This is a genomic window from Actinomyces timonensis (genome assembly GCF_040702965.1).
Lineage (GTDB): Bacteria > Actinomycetota > Actinomycetes > Actinomycetales > Actinomycetaceae > Actinomyces > Actinomyces timonensis_A.
In genome coordinates this window covers 932,429-946,670 of sequence record NZ_CP159989.1, presented here as the reverse complement: position 1 = coordinate 946,670, position 14,242 = coordinate 932,429, and the positions used below count along the sequence as shown (strand labels likewise).

At 72.9% G+C, this 14,242-nt stretch carries 11 protein-coding genes; 5 read left to right on the top strand and 6 right to left on the bottom strand.

Features of this window, described 5'->3' with window-relative positions; genetic code table 11:
- Nucleotides 1-227: 227 nt before the first annotated feature.
- A complete protein-coding gene (locus ABXS69_RS04165) occupies nt 228-2,591 on the top strand; it encodes a glycogen/starch/alpha-glucan phosphorylase (RefSeq protein WP_366181297.1) in 2,364 nt (787 codons plus the stop codon).
- A gap of 78 nt (nt 2,592-2,669) precedes the next feature.
- On the opposite strand, the gene ABXS69_RS04160 is transcribed toward ABXS69_RS04165, so the two are convergent.
- From ABXS69_RS04160 to ABXS69_RS04150, 3 genes are all read right to left on the bottom strand, one after another.
- Nucleotides 2,670-3,605 carry a tetratricopeptide repeat protein gene (locus tag ABXS69_RS04160; protein ID WP_366181296.1) on the bottom strand — a complete coding sequence of 312 codons (936 nt, stop codon included), beginning with the start codon at nt 3,603-3,605 and terminating at the stop codon, nt 2,670-2,672.
- A gap of 102 nt (nt 3,606-3,707) precedes the next feature.
- Nucleotides 3,708-4,730, bottom strand: coding sequence for a hypothetical protein (locus ABXS69_RS04155; protein WP_366181295.1), 1,023 nt, complete (start codon nt 4,728-4,730; stop codon nt 3,708-3,710).
- A gap of 15 nt (nt 4,731-4,745) precedes the next feature.
- Nucleotides 4,746-6,089 carry a hypothetical protein gene (locus ABXS69_RS04150; RefSeq protein ID WP_366181294.1) on the bottom strand — a complete coding sequence of 448 codons (1,344 nt, stop codon included), beginning with the start codon at nt 6,087-6,089 and terminating at the stop codon, nt 4,746-4,748.
- A 303-nt stretch (nt 6,090-6,392) separates the two neighbouring features.
- On the opposite strand from ABXS69_RS04150, the gene ABXS69_RS04145 reads away from it, so the two are divergent.
- A complete protein-coding gene (locus tag ABXS69_RS04145) occupies nt 6,393-7,823 on the top strand; it encodes a hypothetical protein (protein ID WP_366181293.1) in 1,431 nt (476 codons plus the stop codon).
- A gap of 85 nt (nt 7,824-7,908) precedes the next feature.
- On the opposite strand, the gene ABXS69_RS04140 is transcribed toward ABXS69_RS04145, so the two are convergent.
- Complete coding sequence (locus ABXS69_RS04140) at nt 7,909-8,274, bottom strand: GntR family transcriptional regulator (protein ID WP_366181292.1); 366 nt, start codon at nt 8,272-8,274, stop codon at nt 7,909-7,911.
- 66 nt (nt 8,275-8,340) lie between these two features.
- Between ABXS69_RS04140 and ABXS69_RS04135 the strand changes: the two genes are divergently transcribed.
- Entirely contained in the window at nt 8,341-8,859 is a 519-nt protein-coding gene (locus ABXS69_RS04135) for a hypothetical protein (RefSeq protein ID WP_366181291.1), read from the top strand.
- Between the two features lie 50 nt (nt 8,860-8,909).
- Here the strand turns inward: ABXS69_RS04135 and ABXS69_RS04130 are convergent, their stop codons facing one another.
- Both ABXS69_RS04130 and ABXS69_RS04125 read right to left on the bottom strand, forming a co-directional pair.
- The gene (locus ABXS69_RS04130) at nt 8,910-9,200 is read right to left on the bottom strand and encodes a hypothetical protein (protein ID WP_366181290.1); all 291 of its coding nucleotides are present in this window, start codon (nt 9,198-9,200) and stop codon (nt 8,910-8,912) included.
- Nucleotides 9,201-9,359: 159 nt separating this feature from the next.
- Entirely contained in the window at nt 9,360-10,349 is a 990-nt protein-coding gene (locus ABXS69_RS04125) for a malate dehydrogenase (protein WP_366181289.1), read from the bottom strand.
- A gap of 216 nt (nt 10,350-10,565) precedes the next feature.
- On the opposite strand from ABXS69_RS04125, the gene ABXS69_RS04120 reads away from it, so the two are divergent.
- Nucleotides 10,566-12,383 carry an ABC transporter ATP-binding protein gene (locus ABXS69_RS04120; RefSeq protein ID WP_366181288.1) on the top strand — a complete coding sequence of 606 codons (1,818 nt, stop codon included), beginning with the start codon at nt 10,566-10,568 and terminating at the stop codon, nt 12,381-12,383.
- On the top strand, nt 12,380-14,227 hold the full coding sequence (locus ABXS69_RS04115) for an ABC transporter ATP-binding protein (RefSeq protein WP_366181287.1): 1,848 nt from the start codon (nt 12,380-12,382) through the stop codon (nt 14,225-14,227). The genes ABXS69_RS04120 and ABXS69_RS04115 overlap by 4 nt, the downstream gene beginning before the upstream one ends.
- Nucleotides 14,228-14,242 lie beyond the last annotated feature (15 nt).

The window sequence follows — 14,242 nt, the reverse complement described above, 5'->3', positions numbered from 1 at the left end:
CAAAGGCCCCGGGGGATCATGCGCCGCCGCGCCAGGGGCGGGTCCGTGCGAGTCCGTGCGGGCCCGCCCCTGGCGTGGCATGGCCACGGTGATCAGGCGGGGGCCGCCCGGCCTCCCGGCCCCCCGGCCCCCGCCCCGTGGCACGGGGAGCGGCTGCGTGTACGATTTGAACGAGTTCTGCAAGTCGCTTGCAGCCATCCGAACCCAGGTCCGACAAGGGAAGAACTATGACGAAGAACCTGATGGCGACGGTTCCCTCTCAAATCCGCGCCGTCTCCGGTCACCCCGCCGACGCCTCGACCCCGATGGAGGTCTGGCAGGGCCTGTCCTCCGCCGTCGTCGACGCCATCGCGGACGACTGGTACGCCACCACCCGCGCCTACCAGGCGGGCCGGATGGAGCACTACTTCTCCGCCGAGTTCCTCATGGGGCGGGCGCTGCTCAACAACCTGACCAACCTCGGGCTGGTCGAGGAGGCCCGCGAGGCTATCGGCGCCTTCGGCCAGGACCTGTCCGAGATCCTCGAGCAGGAGCCCGACGCCGCGCTGGGCAACGGGGGCCTGGGCCGCCTGGCCGCCTGCTTCCTCGACTCCTGCGCCACCCTCGACCTCCCCGTGGCCGGCTACGGCATCCTCTACCGCTACGGCCTGTTCAAGCAGCTCTTCTCCGACGGCTTCCAGACCGAGCACCCCGACCCGTGGATGGAGGAGGGCTACCCCTTCGTCATCCGCCGCGAGGAGCGCGCCCGCATCGTGCGCTACAACGACCTCACTGTTCGCGCCGTTCCCTACGACATGCCGATCACCGGCTACGGCACGAGGAACGTGGGCACCCTGCGCCTGTGGAGGGCCGAGGCGATCGAGGAGTTCGACTACGAGGCCTTCAACTCCCAGCGCTTCACCGACGCGATCGTCGAGCGCGAGCGCACCGCGGACATCTCCCGCGTCCTCTACCCCAATGACACCACCTACGAGGGCAAGGTGCTGCGGGTGCGCCAGCAGTACTTCTTCTGCTCGGCCTCCCTGCAGGAGATCGTCGACAACTACGTCGCCCACCATGGCTCGGACCTGTCCGGCTTCGCCGAGTTCAACTCCATCCAGCTCAACGACACCCACCCGGTGCTCGCCATCCCCGAACTCATGCGCATCCTGCTCGACGAGCACCACCTGGGCTGGGAGCAGGCCTGGGACGTCGTCTCGAAGACCTTCGCCTACACCAACCACACGGTGCTCGCCGAGGCCCTGGAGACCTGGGAGATCTCCATCTTCGACAAGCTCTTCCCGCGCATCATGGAGATCGTGCGCGAGATCGACCGCCGTTTCCGCTCCGACCTCGCCACCCGCGGCATCGACCAGGCGACCATCGACTACATCGCCCCGATCTCCGGCGGACGCGTCCACATGGCCTGGATCGCCTGCTACGCCTCCTACTCCATCAACGGCGTCGCCGCCCTGCACACCGAGATCCTCAAGCGCGACACCCTCAAGGAGTGGCACGCGATCTGGCCCGAGCGCTTCAACAACAAGACCAACGGCGTCACCCCGCGCCGCTGGCTGCGCCAGTGCAACCCGCGCTTGTCCGCCCTCCTGGACGAGGTCACCGGCTCGGACGCCTGGGTCCGCGACCTGTCCGCCCTGCAGGACTTCGACGGCGCCGCCACCGACGCCGTCCTCGACCGCCTGACCGAGGTCAAGCGCGCCAACAAGGCTGACTTCGCCGACTGGATCAAGGCGCGCGAGGGCATCGAGATCGACCCCGACGCGATCTTCGACGTGCAGATCAAGCGCCTGCACGAGTACAAGCGCCAGCTGCTCAACGCCTTCTACATCCTCGACCTGTACTTCCGGATGAAGGAGGACCCCACGCTCGTGGTCCCTCCGCGCGTCTTCATCTTCGGCGCGAAGGCCGCCCCCGGCTACATCCGCGCCAAGGGCATCATCAAGCTCATCAACACCATCGGCGAGCTCATCAACAACGACCCGGTGATCTCCAAGACCCTCAAGGTCGTGTTCGTCCACAACTACAACGTCTCCCCCGCCGAGCACATCATCCCGGCGGCCGACGTCTCCGAGCAGATCTCGATGGCCGGCAAGGAGGCCTCGGGCACGTCCAACATGAAGTTCATGATGAACGGCGCCCTCACCCTGGGTACGCTCGACGGCGCGAACGTGGAGATCCTCGAGGCCGTCGGCCCCCAGAACGCCTACATCTTCGGCGCCACCGAGGACGAGCTGCCCGCGCTGCGAGAGAGCTACGACCCGGCCTGGCACTACGAGAACGTCCCGGGCCTCAAGCGGGTCCTCGACGCCCTCATCGACGGCACGCTGGATGACAACGGCTCCGGCTGGTTCGCGGACCTGCGCCGCTCGATCTTCGAGGCCACCTACGAGCCCGCCGACGTCTACTACGTCCTGGGCGACTTCGCGGCCTACCGCGAGGCCAAGGACCGCATGGCCGCCGACTACGCCGACCAGCGCGCCTGGCAGCGCCGCGCCTGGATCAACATCACCCGCTCGGGCCGCTTCTCCTCGGACCGCACCATCAGCGACTACGCGAAGGTCTGGGGCATCAGCCCCACGCCCATCGCCTGAGGCCGAGCGCGGGAGGCCCGCCGCCCTTTTCGGGGCGGCGGGCCTCCCGCTTGGCACCGGCGGGCAGTCGAGTCCGTGTCAGTACAGGATCGTCGCGAGGCGGCGGCGAGCGGCCTGGACCTCGGGGGCGCTGGCGCCGATGATCTCGAAGAGCTCCAGGAGGCGCAGGCGGGCGGTCTCGCGCTCATCACCACCGTGACGGGCGACGGCGTCGAGCGCCCGGGCGAGGCAGCCCTCGACATCCCCCACGGCGAGCGCCGCGTCCGCCCCCGCCAGAGCGGCACCAAGGTCCTCTGGGGCGTCGTCGGCGGCGGCGAGCAGCGCGGCGGGGTCCTGGCCATCCATGCGGGCGAGCATCCGCACCTGGGCGCGGGCGGTCTTGAGGTCGGCGTCTGCGGGGCTGTTGGCGATGGCGTGGTCGTAGACCGCCTCTGCGCCGGCCCAGTCCCCCTTCTCGATGGCTTCGCGGGCGGCGCGCTCGACCTCGGTCTCCGCGGGCTCCTCGGGATCGTCCGCGGCGGGGGCGCCCAGAGCGAGGCGGCCCGTCACGCCGTTGGCGGCGGCGACCTGGAGGAGCTGGTCGAGCAGGGCGCGGGCCTGCTCCTCGCCGACTGCTCCCTGGGCCAGGGGCACGGGCTGGCCGGCGAGGAGGGCGATGCAGGTGGGTACCGCCTGCGCCCCGAGGGCCTGGGCGACCTCCGGGGCGGTGTCGACGTCGAGGCGGGCGAGCTCGAAGCGGCCCGCGTACTCCTCGGCCAGGCGCCCCAGCATCGTCACGGCCTGGGTGGCGGCCTCGCTGCGAGGGCTGTGGCAGATGATGACGACGGGTACCCGCGAGGAGATCTCCGCGATATCACGCAAGGCCTGGGCGTCGATGTCGACGATCAAGGGGGCGGGGATGCCCCCGGCCTGACCGGCCGGCGGGGCCTGCGTCGCAGCGGGGGCGCCCGGCGCGGGGCCCGCGGTGGGGCGCGGGGCGAGGGAGGACAGGTCAACGGCGCCGAACATGCTCATGGGCGGCCTTCCTGGATCGGGCCCGCTGCTCGCGGGCAGGTACTGGTCAATGGGCGTGCCCGGGGCGGCCCCATGCGCGCGCCCCGGGCACCGGGATAGGAATCAGGCGGGAGACGTTGAGTCGTCCCTGGTCACGGACGCGAGAACCACGGATCCGCCCAGCGCGGCGGGAGCCTCCGAGTTCCCCTCGGCGGGGATCGAGAAGGCGATCATCGCGTCGTAGGTGGCGGTGACGGTGCCGCGGACCGCGTCATCGCCTGCCAGCATCTTGCCGAGCGTCGGCCCGGCCTGGAAGCCGGCGCCCTTGACAGTGCGCTTGAACTCCGTGGTGTAGCCGAGGGTGGTCATGACGATGGCCCCGCCGTCGGCGGTCCGCAGGCCGCGGAAGCCATCGGTGCCCGCCGTGACCGTGACCGTGACCGTGCCCGCGGCGGAGACCTGGTCGTTGATGGACCGGTCCGTGGCGACCTGTGAGCGGATGCGGTCCTGGTCATTGGCGAATGTGGTCGCGTTGGCGCCCGAGGGGTTGTTGAGGGCATCGACGTAGGCGGCCAGGACGTCGGCGGGGGTGGAGACGAGCCCGGTGGAGTCCCCGGTGATGGCCTCGGTCCCGGCTGCCGCGGTCGGGGTCCCGGGCACGCGCGCGCCGGGGAAGAGCTGGCCCCAGGCCCACAGCCCGAAGTTGTCCCTGGCGCCGTCCTGGGACAACACCATGATCCAGGGGGCCTTGGCCGCTTCGGGCTGCTGGGACACCACGACGGCGGTGCGCGGGAAGCCCTCAGCCAGGCTGGCGGCGCCCGCCGCGGAGTCGAGGACGATCTGGCTGATCCGCGTGTCGTCCCCCAGGGCCGAGGCCAGGGCGTACTGCTCTGCGCGGCCACGGGCGGCGGGCCCCACCAGGTAGCCGTTGAGGGAGTCGGCGGTGCGGGCGGTGTCCGCCTGGGCCAGGCCTGTCTTGATGCGCTCCAGGATGGAGGTCAGGCGCTCGGAGTCGAGCGCCGAGTAGGCCTCGGGTGTGCCCGTGGCGGCCGCGGGCGTGGTGGTGACTTCCTGCCCGCAGGCGGTGAGCGTCGCGGCAACGGCCGAGGCGGTCACGCCCCCGAGGAAGGAACGGCGCGTGGTCATCAGATGGTCTCCTTGTCATCCCGGGCGCCACCGGCACCCTGGCCGTCCGCTCTCCTGCCGAGTCCGAGCTTCGCCCAGGTCCTCCGTGGAGGGGCCCGATGAGCCGGCCCTGTGAGCGGGCGGCGCCTCCGAGGCGCTCGCGCCCCGCGGGTCGTCCACCTGGAAGTAGGGCGCGGAGCCCGGGATCATCGAGGGCGCCGGGCGCAGCCCCTGGGCGCCGTCGCCCTCGCCGGGGGCGGTGCCGAAGTAATCCACGGGCCCGGCGAGGCCGGCCCCCGATCCCCGGTCGCCATCGCGCGCGCCGTCGTAGGGCCGCAGGACAGGGGCACGGTCGTCACCGGTGGCCGTTGAGGCGGGATCGAGCGGCGTCAGGGATGCCGTCGCGCCGCCGCTGGGGGGCGTCGAGGCGGACATGTCGGCGTAGGGATCGTGGGAGGTCACGCCGGTACTCGGAGCCGCGCTCGCCGCCCCGGCACCCTGGGCGGTGAGGGCCTCGGGGGATGAGGGGATCGAGGGGACCTCGACGCCACCGACGTAGGCGCGGCCGGTGCGCGGGTCCACCCATTCCTCGCCCTGCCGCTCAGCGCGCTCCTTGTCCCGCTTCTCCCGACGGGTCAGCGGGCGGTCCGGGTCCTCGACGCTGGGCACCGCCGCGGTCGGCACGCCATCGGCTGCGTCGAGGCGGGCCTGCCGCTCGGCGGCGCGGTTGCGGCGCTCAGCATCCGCCCGGCGGTTCTGGAAGTCGAGGAGCAGGCCGAACACCCCGACGAGGATGAGCAGGCCGCCCAGGATCAGGCTGGGCATGAACCACCACGTGGACACCGTCCGCTCCCAGGACAGGGACACCGACGGCGCGGGGCCCGAGCCATCCGTGGCGATGAGCGCGACCACGTCCGAGGAGCTGATGTTGACGACGGCCGACGCCGAGCCCGTGCCCTTGGCCTTGTTGCTCCACAGGTCCGAGGAGGTGGGGTCCGCGTTGGAGGGCGTCGTCCCGGAGCAGGCCCCGGAGGAGTCGCAGGTCTCCGTCACGGGAGAGGCCTGGAGAGTCTTCTCGTCGGCCAGGCCGGTGACCGACAGGTACGGGTCCTTCGCGAGCCAGGCCTTGACGTCCGCCTCGTGGCCGACGGCGATCACGACGGGCGAGGAGCCGTCGGCGGCGGTGGCCTTGATCGTCACGGATGAGTCGACCAGGTTGAGGACGCCTGGGGCGGTGACGACGTAGTTCTGCTCGGGCGACGTGGGAAGGGTGGCTTCGATGGTCGAGCTGGGACGCCACACTGTGGCGAAGCAGACGGCCAGAGCGATGACGATCAGGCCGGCAGCGGCGACGATCGCGCTCAAGAGTCGTCGATTCACGACGCTGAACTCCTCGGACTCGGCGTTTGGTCCCCCGCGCCCCGGGCGTGACGCTGGGCGGAACGGGTCATTGGCGCCCAGAATCCCATGCCGGCGCACCGGATTCCCACCTTCCCGGGGAACATCACACAAGTCGCGGCGCCCTGAGCGGACGACCGTCGAAAAACCCTGGGAGTGACCTGGGAGCAATCGCAGAGTAATCTGGAAACCCCGAGGGGTACCGAGGTCGCGACCGACCCACCCGGAGTCCTACCCTTGTCCCTGAGTCGGGGCGCCGCCCCACATATAAGGAATGGAGACACTGTGTCCGACGAGACCCATGAGTTCGCCGTGACGATGCGCGGCTACGACCGCGCGCAGGTCGAGCAGCGCATCGAGTCCCTGGTGCGGCAGCTGGGCGATGCGCGCCGCGAGGTCGCCAATCTCGACCAACGAGCGATGACGCTCAGCGGCGAGCTGGCCGATGCACGCCGTCGTCTGCGCGAGGCCGACAAGCCGACCTACGCCGGCCTCGGATCGCGCATCGAGCAGCTGCTGCGCAGCGCCGAGGAGCAATCCGCCACTGTGATGGCCAAGGCCAATGCCGAGGCCGAGGCCCTGCTCTCCCGCACCCGCACCAATGCCAAGCGCCTGCAGGAGCGCAGTTCCTCCGAGGCCGCCACTCTCGTCGCGGAAGCCCGCCGCGAGGCCGGCGAGCTCACCAGCCGCTCCCAGGCGGAGGCCGCGACGACGCTCGCCAACGCCCAGGCCCGCGCCGACGAGATGGTGGCCGCGGCCGAGCGCACCGCCGCCAAGGCGACCACGGACGCGCGGACCGCCGCCACCGAGGCCCGCAGCTCGGCCGAGCGCGAGGCCTCCCTCGTCATCGCCCAGGCGAACAAGCAGGCCACGGAGACCACCGTCGCCGCCGATCAGCAGGCCGCCACCACCCGTGACGAGGCGGAGGCCGCCGCCGAGGAGCTGCGCCGGACCTCCACGGAGGAGTCCGAGGCGCTGCTGACCTCCTCGCGCGAGGAGGCTCGTCTGACCGTGGAGAAGGCCCGCGCGGAGGCGGAGTCCCTCACTCGCAACGCCAAGGCAGAGGCGGAGTCCCTCGTGCGCGACGCCAAGGCCGAGGCGGAGGCGGCCCGTTCCGAGGTGGCCGAGCTCCGCCAGCAGGCGGCGCTGGAGATCGCCAACCAGCACGAGGCCGCCGCGACCGAGGACTCCAAGGCCCATCAGGAGACCCAGGAGTCGATCCGCCAGATGGTCGAGGAGGCCCAGGCCCAGACCGCTCAGGCAGAGGCGAGCCTCCAGGAGGCCCTCGATCGCGCGGAGAAGGTGCGCGCCCGCACCGACGCCGAGGCCCGCACCCGCTACGAGGAGGCCACCAACAAGGCCGACGAGATCGTGCGCGAGGCGCGCGATCAGGCTGAGCAGCTCCTCGAGGACGCCCGCGCCGACGCCGAGGCCCAGACCTCGGCGGTGCGTCGCCAGATCGAGGAGCTGGAGCGCCAGCGAGACTCGATCGCCGCCTACCTGGAGGACATGCGCGGGATCCTCGGCGACTCCGCCCTCCTCCACGCGCCAGCCCCGGTGATCAGCGGCGCCGACGCCGCTCGGGCGGCGCAGTCCCACCAGGACGCCGAGGGCGAGGAGGCCGACGCCGAGCCCGGGGCCGAGAAGGCCGCCAAGCAGTCCTCCGAGGAGGGCGCCAAGAAGCCCACGGCGAAGCCGGGGGCGAAGAAGTCCTGATCCGCCTCGTGGCGCCCGCGCTGAGCGGGCGCCACGACGTCACCGCGACACCACTGTCACGTCACGCCGTGGGGCCCCTGAGTCGTCAGGGGCCCCACGCGCGCGCGAGGAGGTCGAGCGCCCGCTCACGGCTCAGCCCGAGGTCGCGCAGCGCGTGGGCGCAGCGCAGGGCCTCGCGCTCGGCGGCCGTCCCGGAGGGGTCGATGACGAAGGTGCCCTGCCGCCCCCTGCCCTCGATGACGCCCTCGCGCTCCAGCTCGCGATAGGCCTTGGCCACGGTGTTGACGGCGACGTCGATCTCGGCCGCCAGGGCCCGCGTCGTTGGGAGCCTGGTTCCGGCGGGGAGACGGCCGAAGGCGATGTCGCGGCGCACGGCATCGCAGATCTGCTCGAAGACGGGCGCCGCTGATCCCGAGTTGAGGCGGATGCGCAGTCGGGCTGGTTCGGACATGCTTCCAGTTTGCGCTATCCGACAGCCCCTGGTGGCCTCATTGACGACTCGCTTTAGGCTTGGGCCATGCCCGGTGCCCAGCCCTCCCCCGACCACGGCCTCCCGGTCCCGGAGCGCGCGGATCCCCCAGCGGCCGCGCCGGGGGATCCCGAGGAGGCCGACTGGGCCGCCCGGCGCCGTGAGGCCGCTGCCCAGAGGGCCCGGATGCTCCAGGCCTCCCGATCCGCCGAGACCGCCCGGGCGGAGCGGATCGTTCGGGCCTTCCTCGGCGCCGCCTCCGCGGAGGGCCTGGAGCCGGTGGCGCTGAGGGCCAAGGGCTATGGCGGCGGCAGCGCGCGCACTCCGCTGAGGGGCTGGTACTTGCGTGCCGATAGGACTGTGGCGATCGACGTCGAGGGGCGCTTCTACATCCTCACCCGCCAGCTGGGGCTGAGGGACAGGCTGCTCGGCGTCTCCCCGAGCCCGGATCCCGTGCCCCTGACGATCGGGGAGGGCGGGCGCGACGGCGATATCGTGCCGCTGCGATTCGCCCTGGACCGGCTCCTGCCCGGCTGGGAGGAGCGCTCAGGCGCCCCCCTCGTCTGAGTCGGGCCCGCGCGCCCGCCACGGATCAGGAGCGCGGCGCGGACCCGCGGCTACCAGAGGCGGCGCTCCCAGCAGGAGGTGTGCCAGTGCCGGCGCTCCTCCAGCCCGCGGTCCGCCCCGAAGAGCGATTCATTGGACCAGGCCACCACATGCGGGGTGCCGGGGACGATGCGCCGATGGCAACCCGGGCAGGTGTAGTCCTTGGCACCGCCGCGCACATGCCGAACGGTGAACTCCGCTCCCCCCGGTCCGGTCTGGCTGCGCGGCATCGAGGCGAGGCGCCCCAGGTTGAGGGGGATGTGCCCGGCCCCGTAGGGCCGCTTGGAGCCGCGGCGTGCCATGGCCCAATTCCAGCACGGCGCCGCGACGCGCTCCAAGGCGGCGGGGAGTCCGCGTCCCCGAGGCCGGGGGCCGACGACGACGCGACCGGCCCCCTCGCCGGTCGGGGCCGGGGCGAGAGGGCCGGTCGGGACGCCGTCAGGGTCGTGACGACGCGTTCCTCAGATGAGGTTCATCGAGGCGACGGACTCCTTCTCGGAGACGAGCTCGGCGGCGGAGGCGTCGATCCTGGCGCGCGAGAACTCGTCGATCTCGAGGCCCTGAACGATCTTCCACTCGCCGTTCTCCACGGTGCAGGGGAAAGAGGAGATGATGCCCTCGGGCACGCCGTAGGAGCCGTCGGACATGATCGAGGAGGAGGTCCAGGAGTAGCCCTTGACCCCCAGGCACCAGTCGCGGACGTGGTCGACCGCCGCAGAGGCGGCCGAGGCGGCCGAGGAGGCGCCGCGCGCGTCGATGATGGCGGCGCCGCGCTTGGCGACGGTGGGGATGAAGTCCTCCTCCACCCAGGCGCGGTCGGCGAGCAGGTCCGTGATGGGCCGGCCGTTGACGGTAGCCTGCGTGAGGTCGGGGTACTGGGTGGTGGAGTGGTTGCCCCAGACGGTGACCTTGTCGATGTCGGTGACGTGGCAGCCGGCCTTCGCGGCGAGCTGGGCCAGGGCGCGGTTGTGGTCCAGGCGGGTCATCGCGGTGAAGCGGGAGGCCGGGACGTCCGGGGCGTGGGAGGCGGCGATGAGGGCGTTGGTGTTGGCCGGGTTGCCCACGACGAGGACCTTGATGTCGTCCGCGGCGCCGGCGTTGATGGCCTCGCCCTGGGGCCCGAAGATGCCGCCGTTGGCGCTGAGCAGGTCGGCGCGCTCCATTCCGGCCTTGCGGGGCATGGAGCCGACGAGGAAGGCGATGTTGGCGCCCTCGAAGGCAGCCTTGGCGTCGTCGAAGATGTCGATGGAGCCCAGCGTCGGGAAGGCTGAGTCGAAGAGCTCCATGGCGGTGCCCTCGGCGGCCTTGATGGCCGGGGGGATCTTGAGCAGGCGCAGGTTGACCCGCTGGTCCGGGCCGAGGAGCGCGCCGGAGGCGATGCGGAAGAGAAGGGCGTAGCCGATGTTGCCGGCGGCGCCGGTGATCGTGATGTTCACGGGGGCGTTGGCCATGGTGTCTCCTTTGATCGGGGCGGTGCTGTGGACGGTACTGTGGCGGCGCTGGACGGGCTCGTCGTAGCGCGATCACCGTGCTGTTGCGGAGTGCCGGCCGCGATGGGCCGACCGTAACCGTATGGGAGGAGCCTACGAGCCCGGGCCCCCGCGATGACGGGACGATGGGGCTGTTACTTTAGCACTCGCCCTATGACTCGCAGCACAATAGGCCCCATGCCCGCCCCGACCGCGCTCCTGCCCCGCACCCGCACCTCTCCCTCACGGCTCCCACTGGCGACGCCGTCGTCCAGGCGGGCGAATCTGATCTCCTTCAGCCTGACCGTCCTCGCGTCCCTGGCGCAGGGATGGTCGCTCATCTCGGCCGGGCGCGCGCTCGGCGCGCTCATCGAGGGCGGCGCCCCGGGCGCTCGGCTCGCCTCGGCGTTGGTCGCCGGCGCGGTCTCGGCGCTGGCGGCGGCGGGGGCGCGGGCGGTGTCGCTGTCCAGCGCGGCCCGTGAGGAGGCGGCGCTGCGCCGCAGGGTGCTCGCCCACCTCATGCGGCTCGGCCCGGCCCGCGCGGCCCGGCGGCGCACCGGATCGACCGTGTCGGTGCTGGCCGACGGCGCCGAGCGCGTCGCCCTGTACCGGCAGACCTTTCTCGCCCCGACGATCGCGGCGGGGCTCGCCCCGGCCCTCGTGCTCGTGGAGCTGGGCATCGCGGTGGACCCGGTCCCCTCCGCGGTGCTGGCCCTCGCCGTCGTCGGCGTGCCCGCGCTCATCATCGGCTTCCACAAGACGCTGAGGTCGTCGTCCTCGGGATCGCGCAGGAGCCGGGCGCGCCTGAGCGCGGAGTACCTCGACGGCATCCAGGGCCTGACCACCCTCACGCTGACCCGCGCGGCGCGGCGCGCGCACGAGCGGCTGCGCAAGGCCGGGGAGGACAACCGGCGCGCGGTCATGCGCCTGCTGGCCGGCAACCAGCTCGTCATCCTGGTCACCGACTCCCTCTTCTCCCTCTTCCTCATCTCGGTGGCCGCGGTCAGCGCCGTAGCGCGACTGGGCTCGGGGGCGATCGGCGTCGGCGACGCGCTGGCGATCGTGCTGACCTCCTTCGTCCTGCTCGAGCCGCTGGACCACGTGGGGGCGTTCTTCTACGTCGGCATGGGAGGCCTGGCCAACCAGCGGGCCATCCGCCGCATCCTGTCCTCCGAGGGCCCCCGCGGCGCGGCGGCGCGGGGGCCCTCGGAGGCGGCGGAGGCCCCGGAGCCGGCAGGGCCGCCAGGACCGTCCGAGGCCCAGGGGGCGGTGGGGCTCTCCGGGGCGATCCGCCTACGAGGGGCGAGGGCCGCCTGGGGGCGCGCCGAGGTCCTCCACGGCATCGACCTCGAGGTGGCTCCCGGCGAGCACGTGGCGGTCGTCGGGCCCTCCGGCTCCGGAAAGTCGACGCTCATGGCCCTGCTCAAGGGGGACCTCCTTCCCTCATCCGGCGCCGTGGAGGTCGACGGCGAGGAGCTGGCGCCGGGGTCGGGCGCCGCTGATCAGGAACGGGTCCGCGCCGCGAGCGCCCTGGTGGCGCAGTCCACCTGGCTCTTCTCCGGCACCATCGCCTCCAACCTCCGGCTCGCGAAGCCCTCCGCTGGCGACGATGAGCTCTGGGAGGCGCTGGCCGTAGCCAATCTCGCCGAGGAGGTGCGGGGGATGCCCGAGGGCCTCCAGACCCTCGTGGGCGAGCAGGGCCTGGGGCTGTCCGGGGGCCAGGCCCAGCGCGTCTCCCTGGCGCGGGCGGTGCTCGCCGACCGGTCCATCCTGCTGCTCGACGAGCCGACCAGCCAGGTGGACCTGGCCGGGGAGGCCGCGATCATCGAGGCGATCGGGCGAGTCTCCGCCGGGCGCACCGTCATGACGGTCTCGCACCGCGCCGGCGCGCTGACCGGGGCCGATCGCGTTATCACCGTCGAGGGCGGGCGCCTCATCGCGACCGACCCCGGCGCGCGGGCGGGTGCCGGGGCGGCGCCCGGATCCGGGCACGGGGCGGGAAGGGGCGAGCGATGAGCACGACCGGCGCGAGGCGCTCGCGAGGCGGCCCGGGGGCGCAGGACACCCGGAAGGCACGGACCCGCCCGGGCGGAGCCACCGAGGCGGCCTCCGCCCCGCCGGGCCGCCGCGCGCTCATCGGCTGGCTCCTGAGCGTGACGCGGCCGGTCCTAGCGCCCTTGGTGGGCTCGACACTGTGCCGCATCGCCGACCTCCTCCTGGGCTGCGCGATCCTGGCGATCGGGGCGGTCGCCGTCGTCCGCACGGGCGCGCAGGCCGCCTCCGGGGCTCCCATCGGCATCCCCTGGGACCTGGCGGGGCAGCTCGCGCTCGCCTCCCTGCTCAAGGCGGCGCTGCGCTACAGCGAGCAGTTCCTCGGGCACTTCGTGGCCTTCAAGGCCCTGGAGCTGCTGCGCGGGGAGATCTTCGCCGCGCTCATCCCCCGCGCGCCGAGGGTCATGCTGGAGGCGCGCTCAGGGGACCTGCTGGCGCGCGCCACGAAGGACGTCGACCGGATCGAGGTGTTCTTCGCCCACACCTTCGCCCCCGCCGTCAGCGCCGTCGTCGTGCCACTGAGCGTGGTGGGCGTCGTCGGGGCGACGACGTCCTGGCCGGTGGCCCTGACCGCCCTGGCCTTCCTCACCGGGGCGATCGGGGTCGTGCCCGCGCTCGGGTGGCGGGCGTCGCTGGCCTCCTCGCGCGCGGCGGTGGCGGAGCGGGCCGGGCTGACTCAGCACGTCACGGACTCCATTCAGGGAATGGCCGAGGTAGTGGGCTACGGGCGCGCGGAGGAGCGCCTCGAGGAGATGGGCGCGATCGACCGCTCCATCCAGGCCGCCGGAGCCCCGGCGCGGCGCTGGACGGCGCTGCGCCGGGGCGGCGCCCAGCTGCTCGCGCTCGCCGGCCCCGCCGCGATGATCCTCGTGGGCGCCGACGGCGTGCGCGCGGGGGCCTTCTCCGCGGCCGCCCTGGCCGGCGGCGTCGCCGCGGTGTTGAGACTGACCGAGACCGCGCGGGGCGTGGAGGAGCTCGCCGCCGCGCTCAGCGCCTCCTTCGCCGCGGCCGAGAGGGTGTGGGCCACCGTCCACTCCCCCATCGAGGTCGTGGACGGGCAGGAGGAGCTCCCCCGGGCGGGCTCCCACGAGCTCGTGTGGGAGGGCGTCTCCTACGCCTATCCCGGCTCACCGAGGCTCGCGCTGGAATGCGCGTCCGTGCGCGCGGAGGCGGGCCGGTGGACCTGCCTCGTGGGGGTCTCCGGCTCGGGAAAGACGACCATGGGCCACCTGGCGCTGCGCTTCGACGACCCCGCGGCGGGCCGGATCCTCCTGGACGGCGTCGACATCCGGGGGCTGAGGGGGGACTGCCTGCGTCGCGAGGTGGCGCTGGTCAGCCAGAGCGCGCACCTGTTCCGGGCCAGTGTCCTGGACAACCTGCGGCTGGCCGCGCCGGGCGCGAGCGAGGAGGAGGCGCGGCGGGCGTGCCAGGACGCCGGGATCCATGACGACATCGTGGCCCTGGAGTCCGGTTACGGCACGATGATCGGCGAGCGCGGGGCCTCGCTGTCCGGCGGCCAGCGCCAGCGGCTCGCGCTGGCCCGGGCGCTGCTGGCCCGGCCCGGGGTCATCGTCCTTGACGAGTTCACCTCCCACCTGGACCCGGCACTCGACGCCCGGGTGCGCTCCCGCGTGCGCGAGCGCCTGGCCGGCACGACGGTCGTGGAGATCACTCACCGCCTGAGGTGGGTGGGCGAGGCGGACCACGTCGCCGTCCTCGACGGGGGACGCGTCGTCGAGCAGGGAGCCCCCGCCACGCTCATGTCAGCGGGCGGGGCTCTGGCCAGGCTCGTGGCCCGGGAGGGGTGAGAAAGGGCCGCGGCC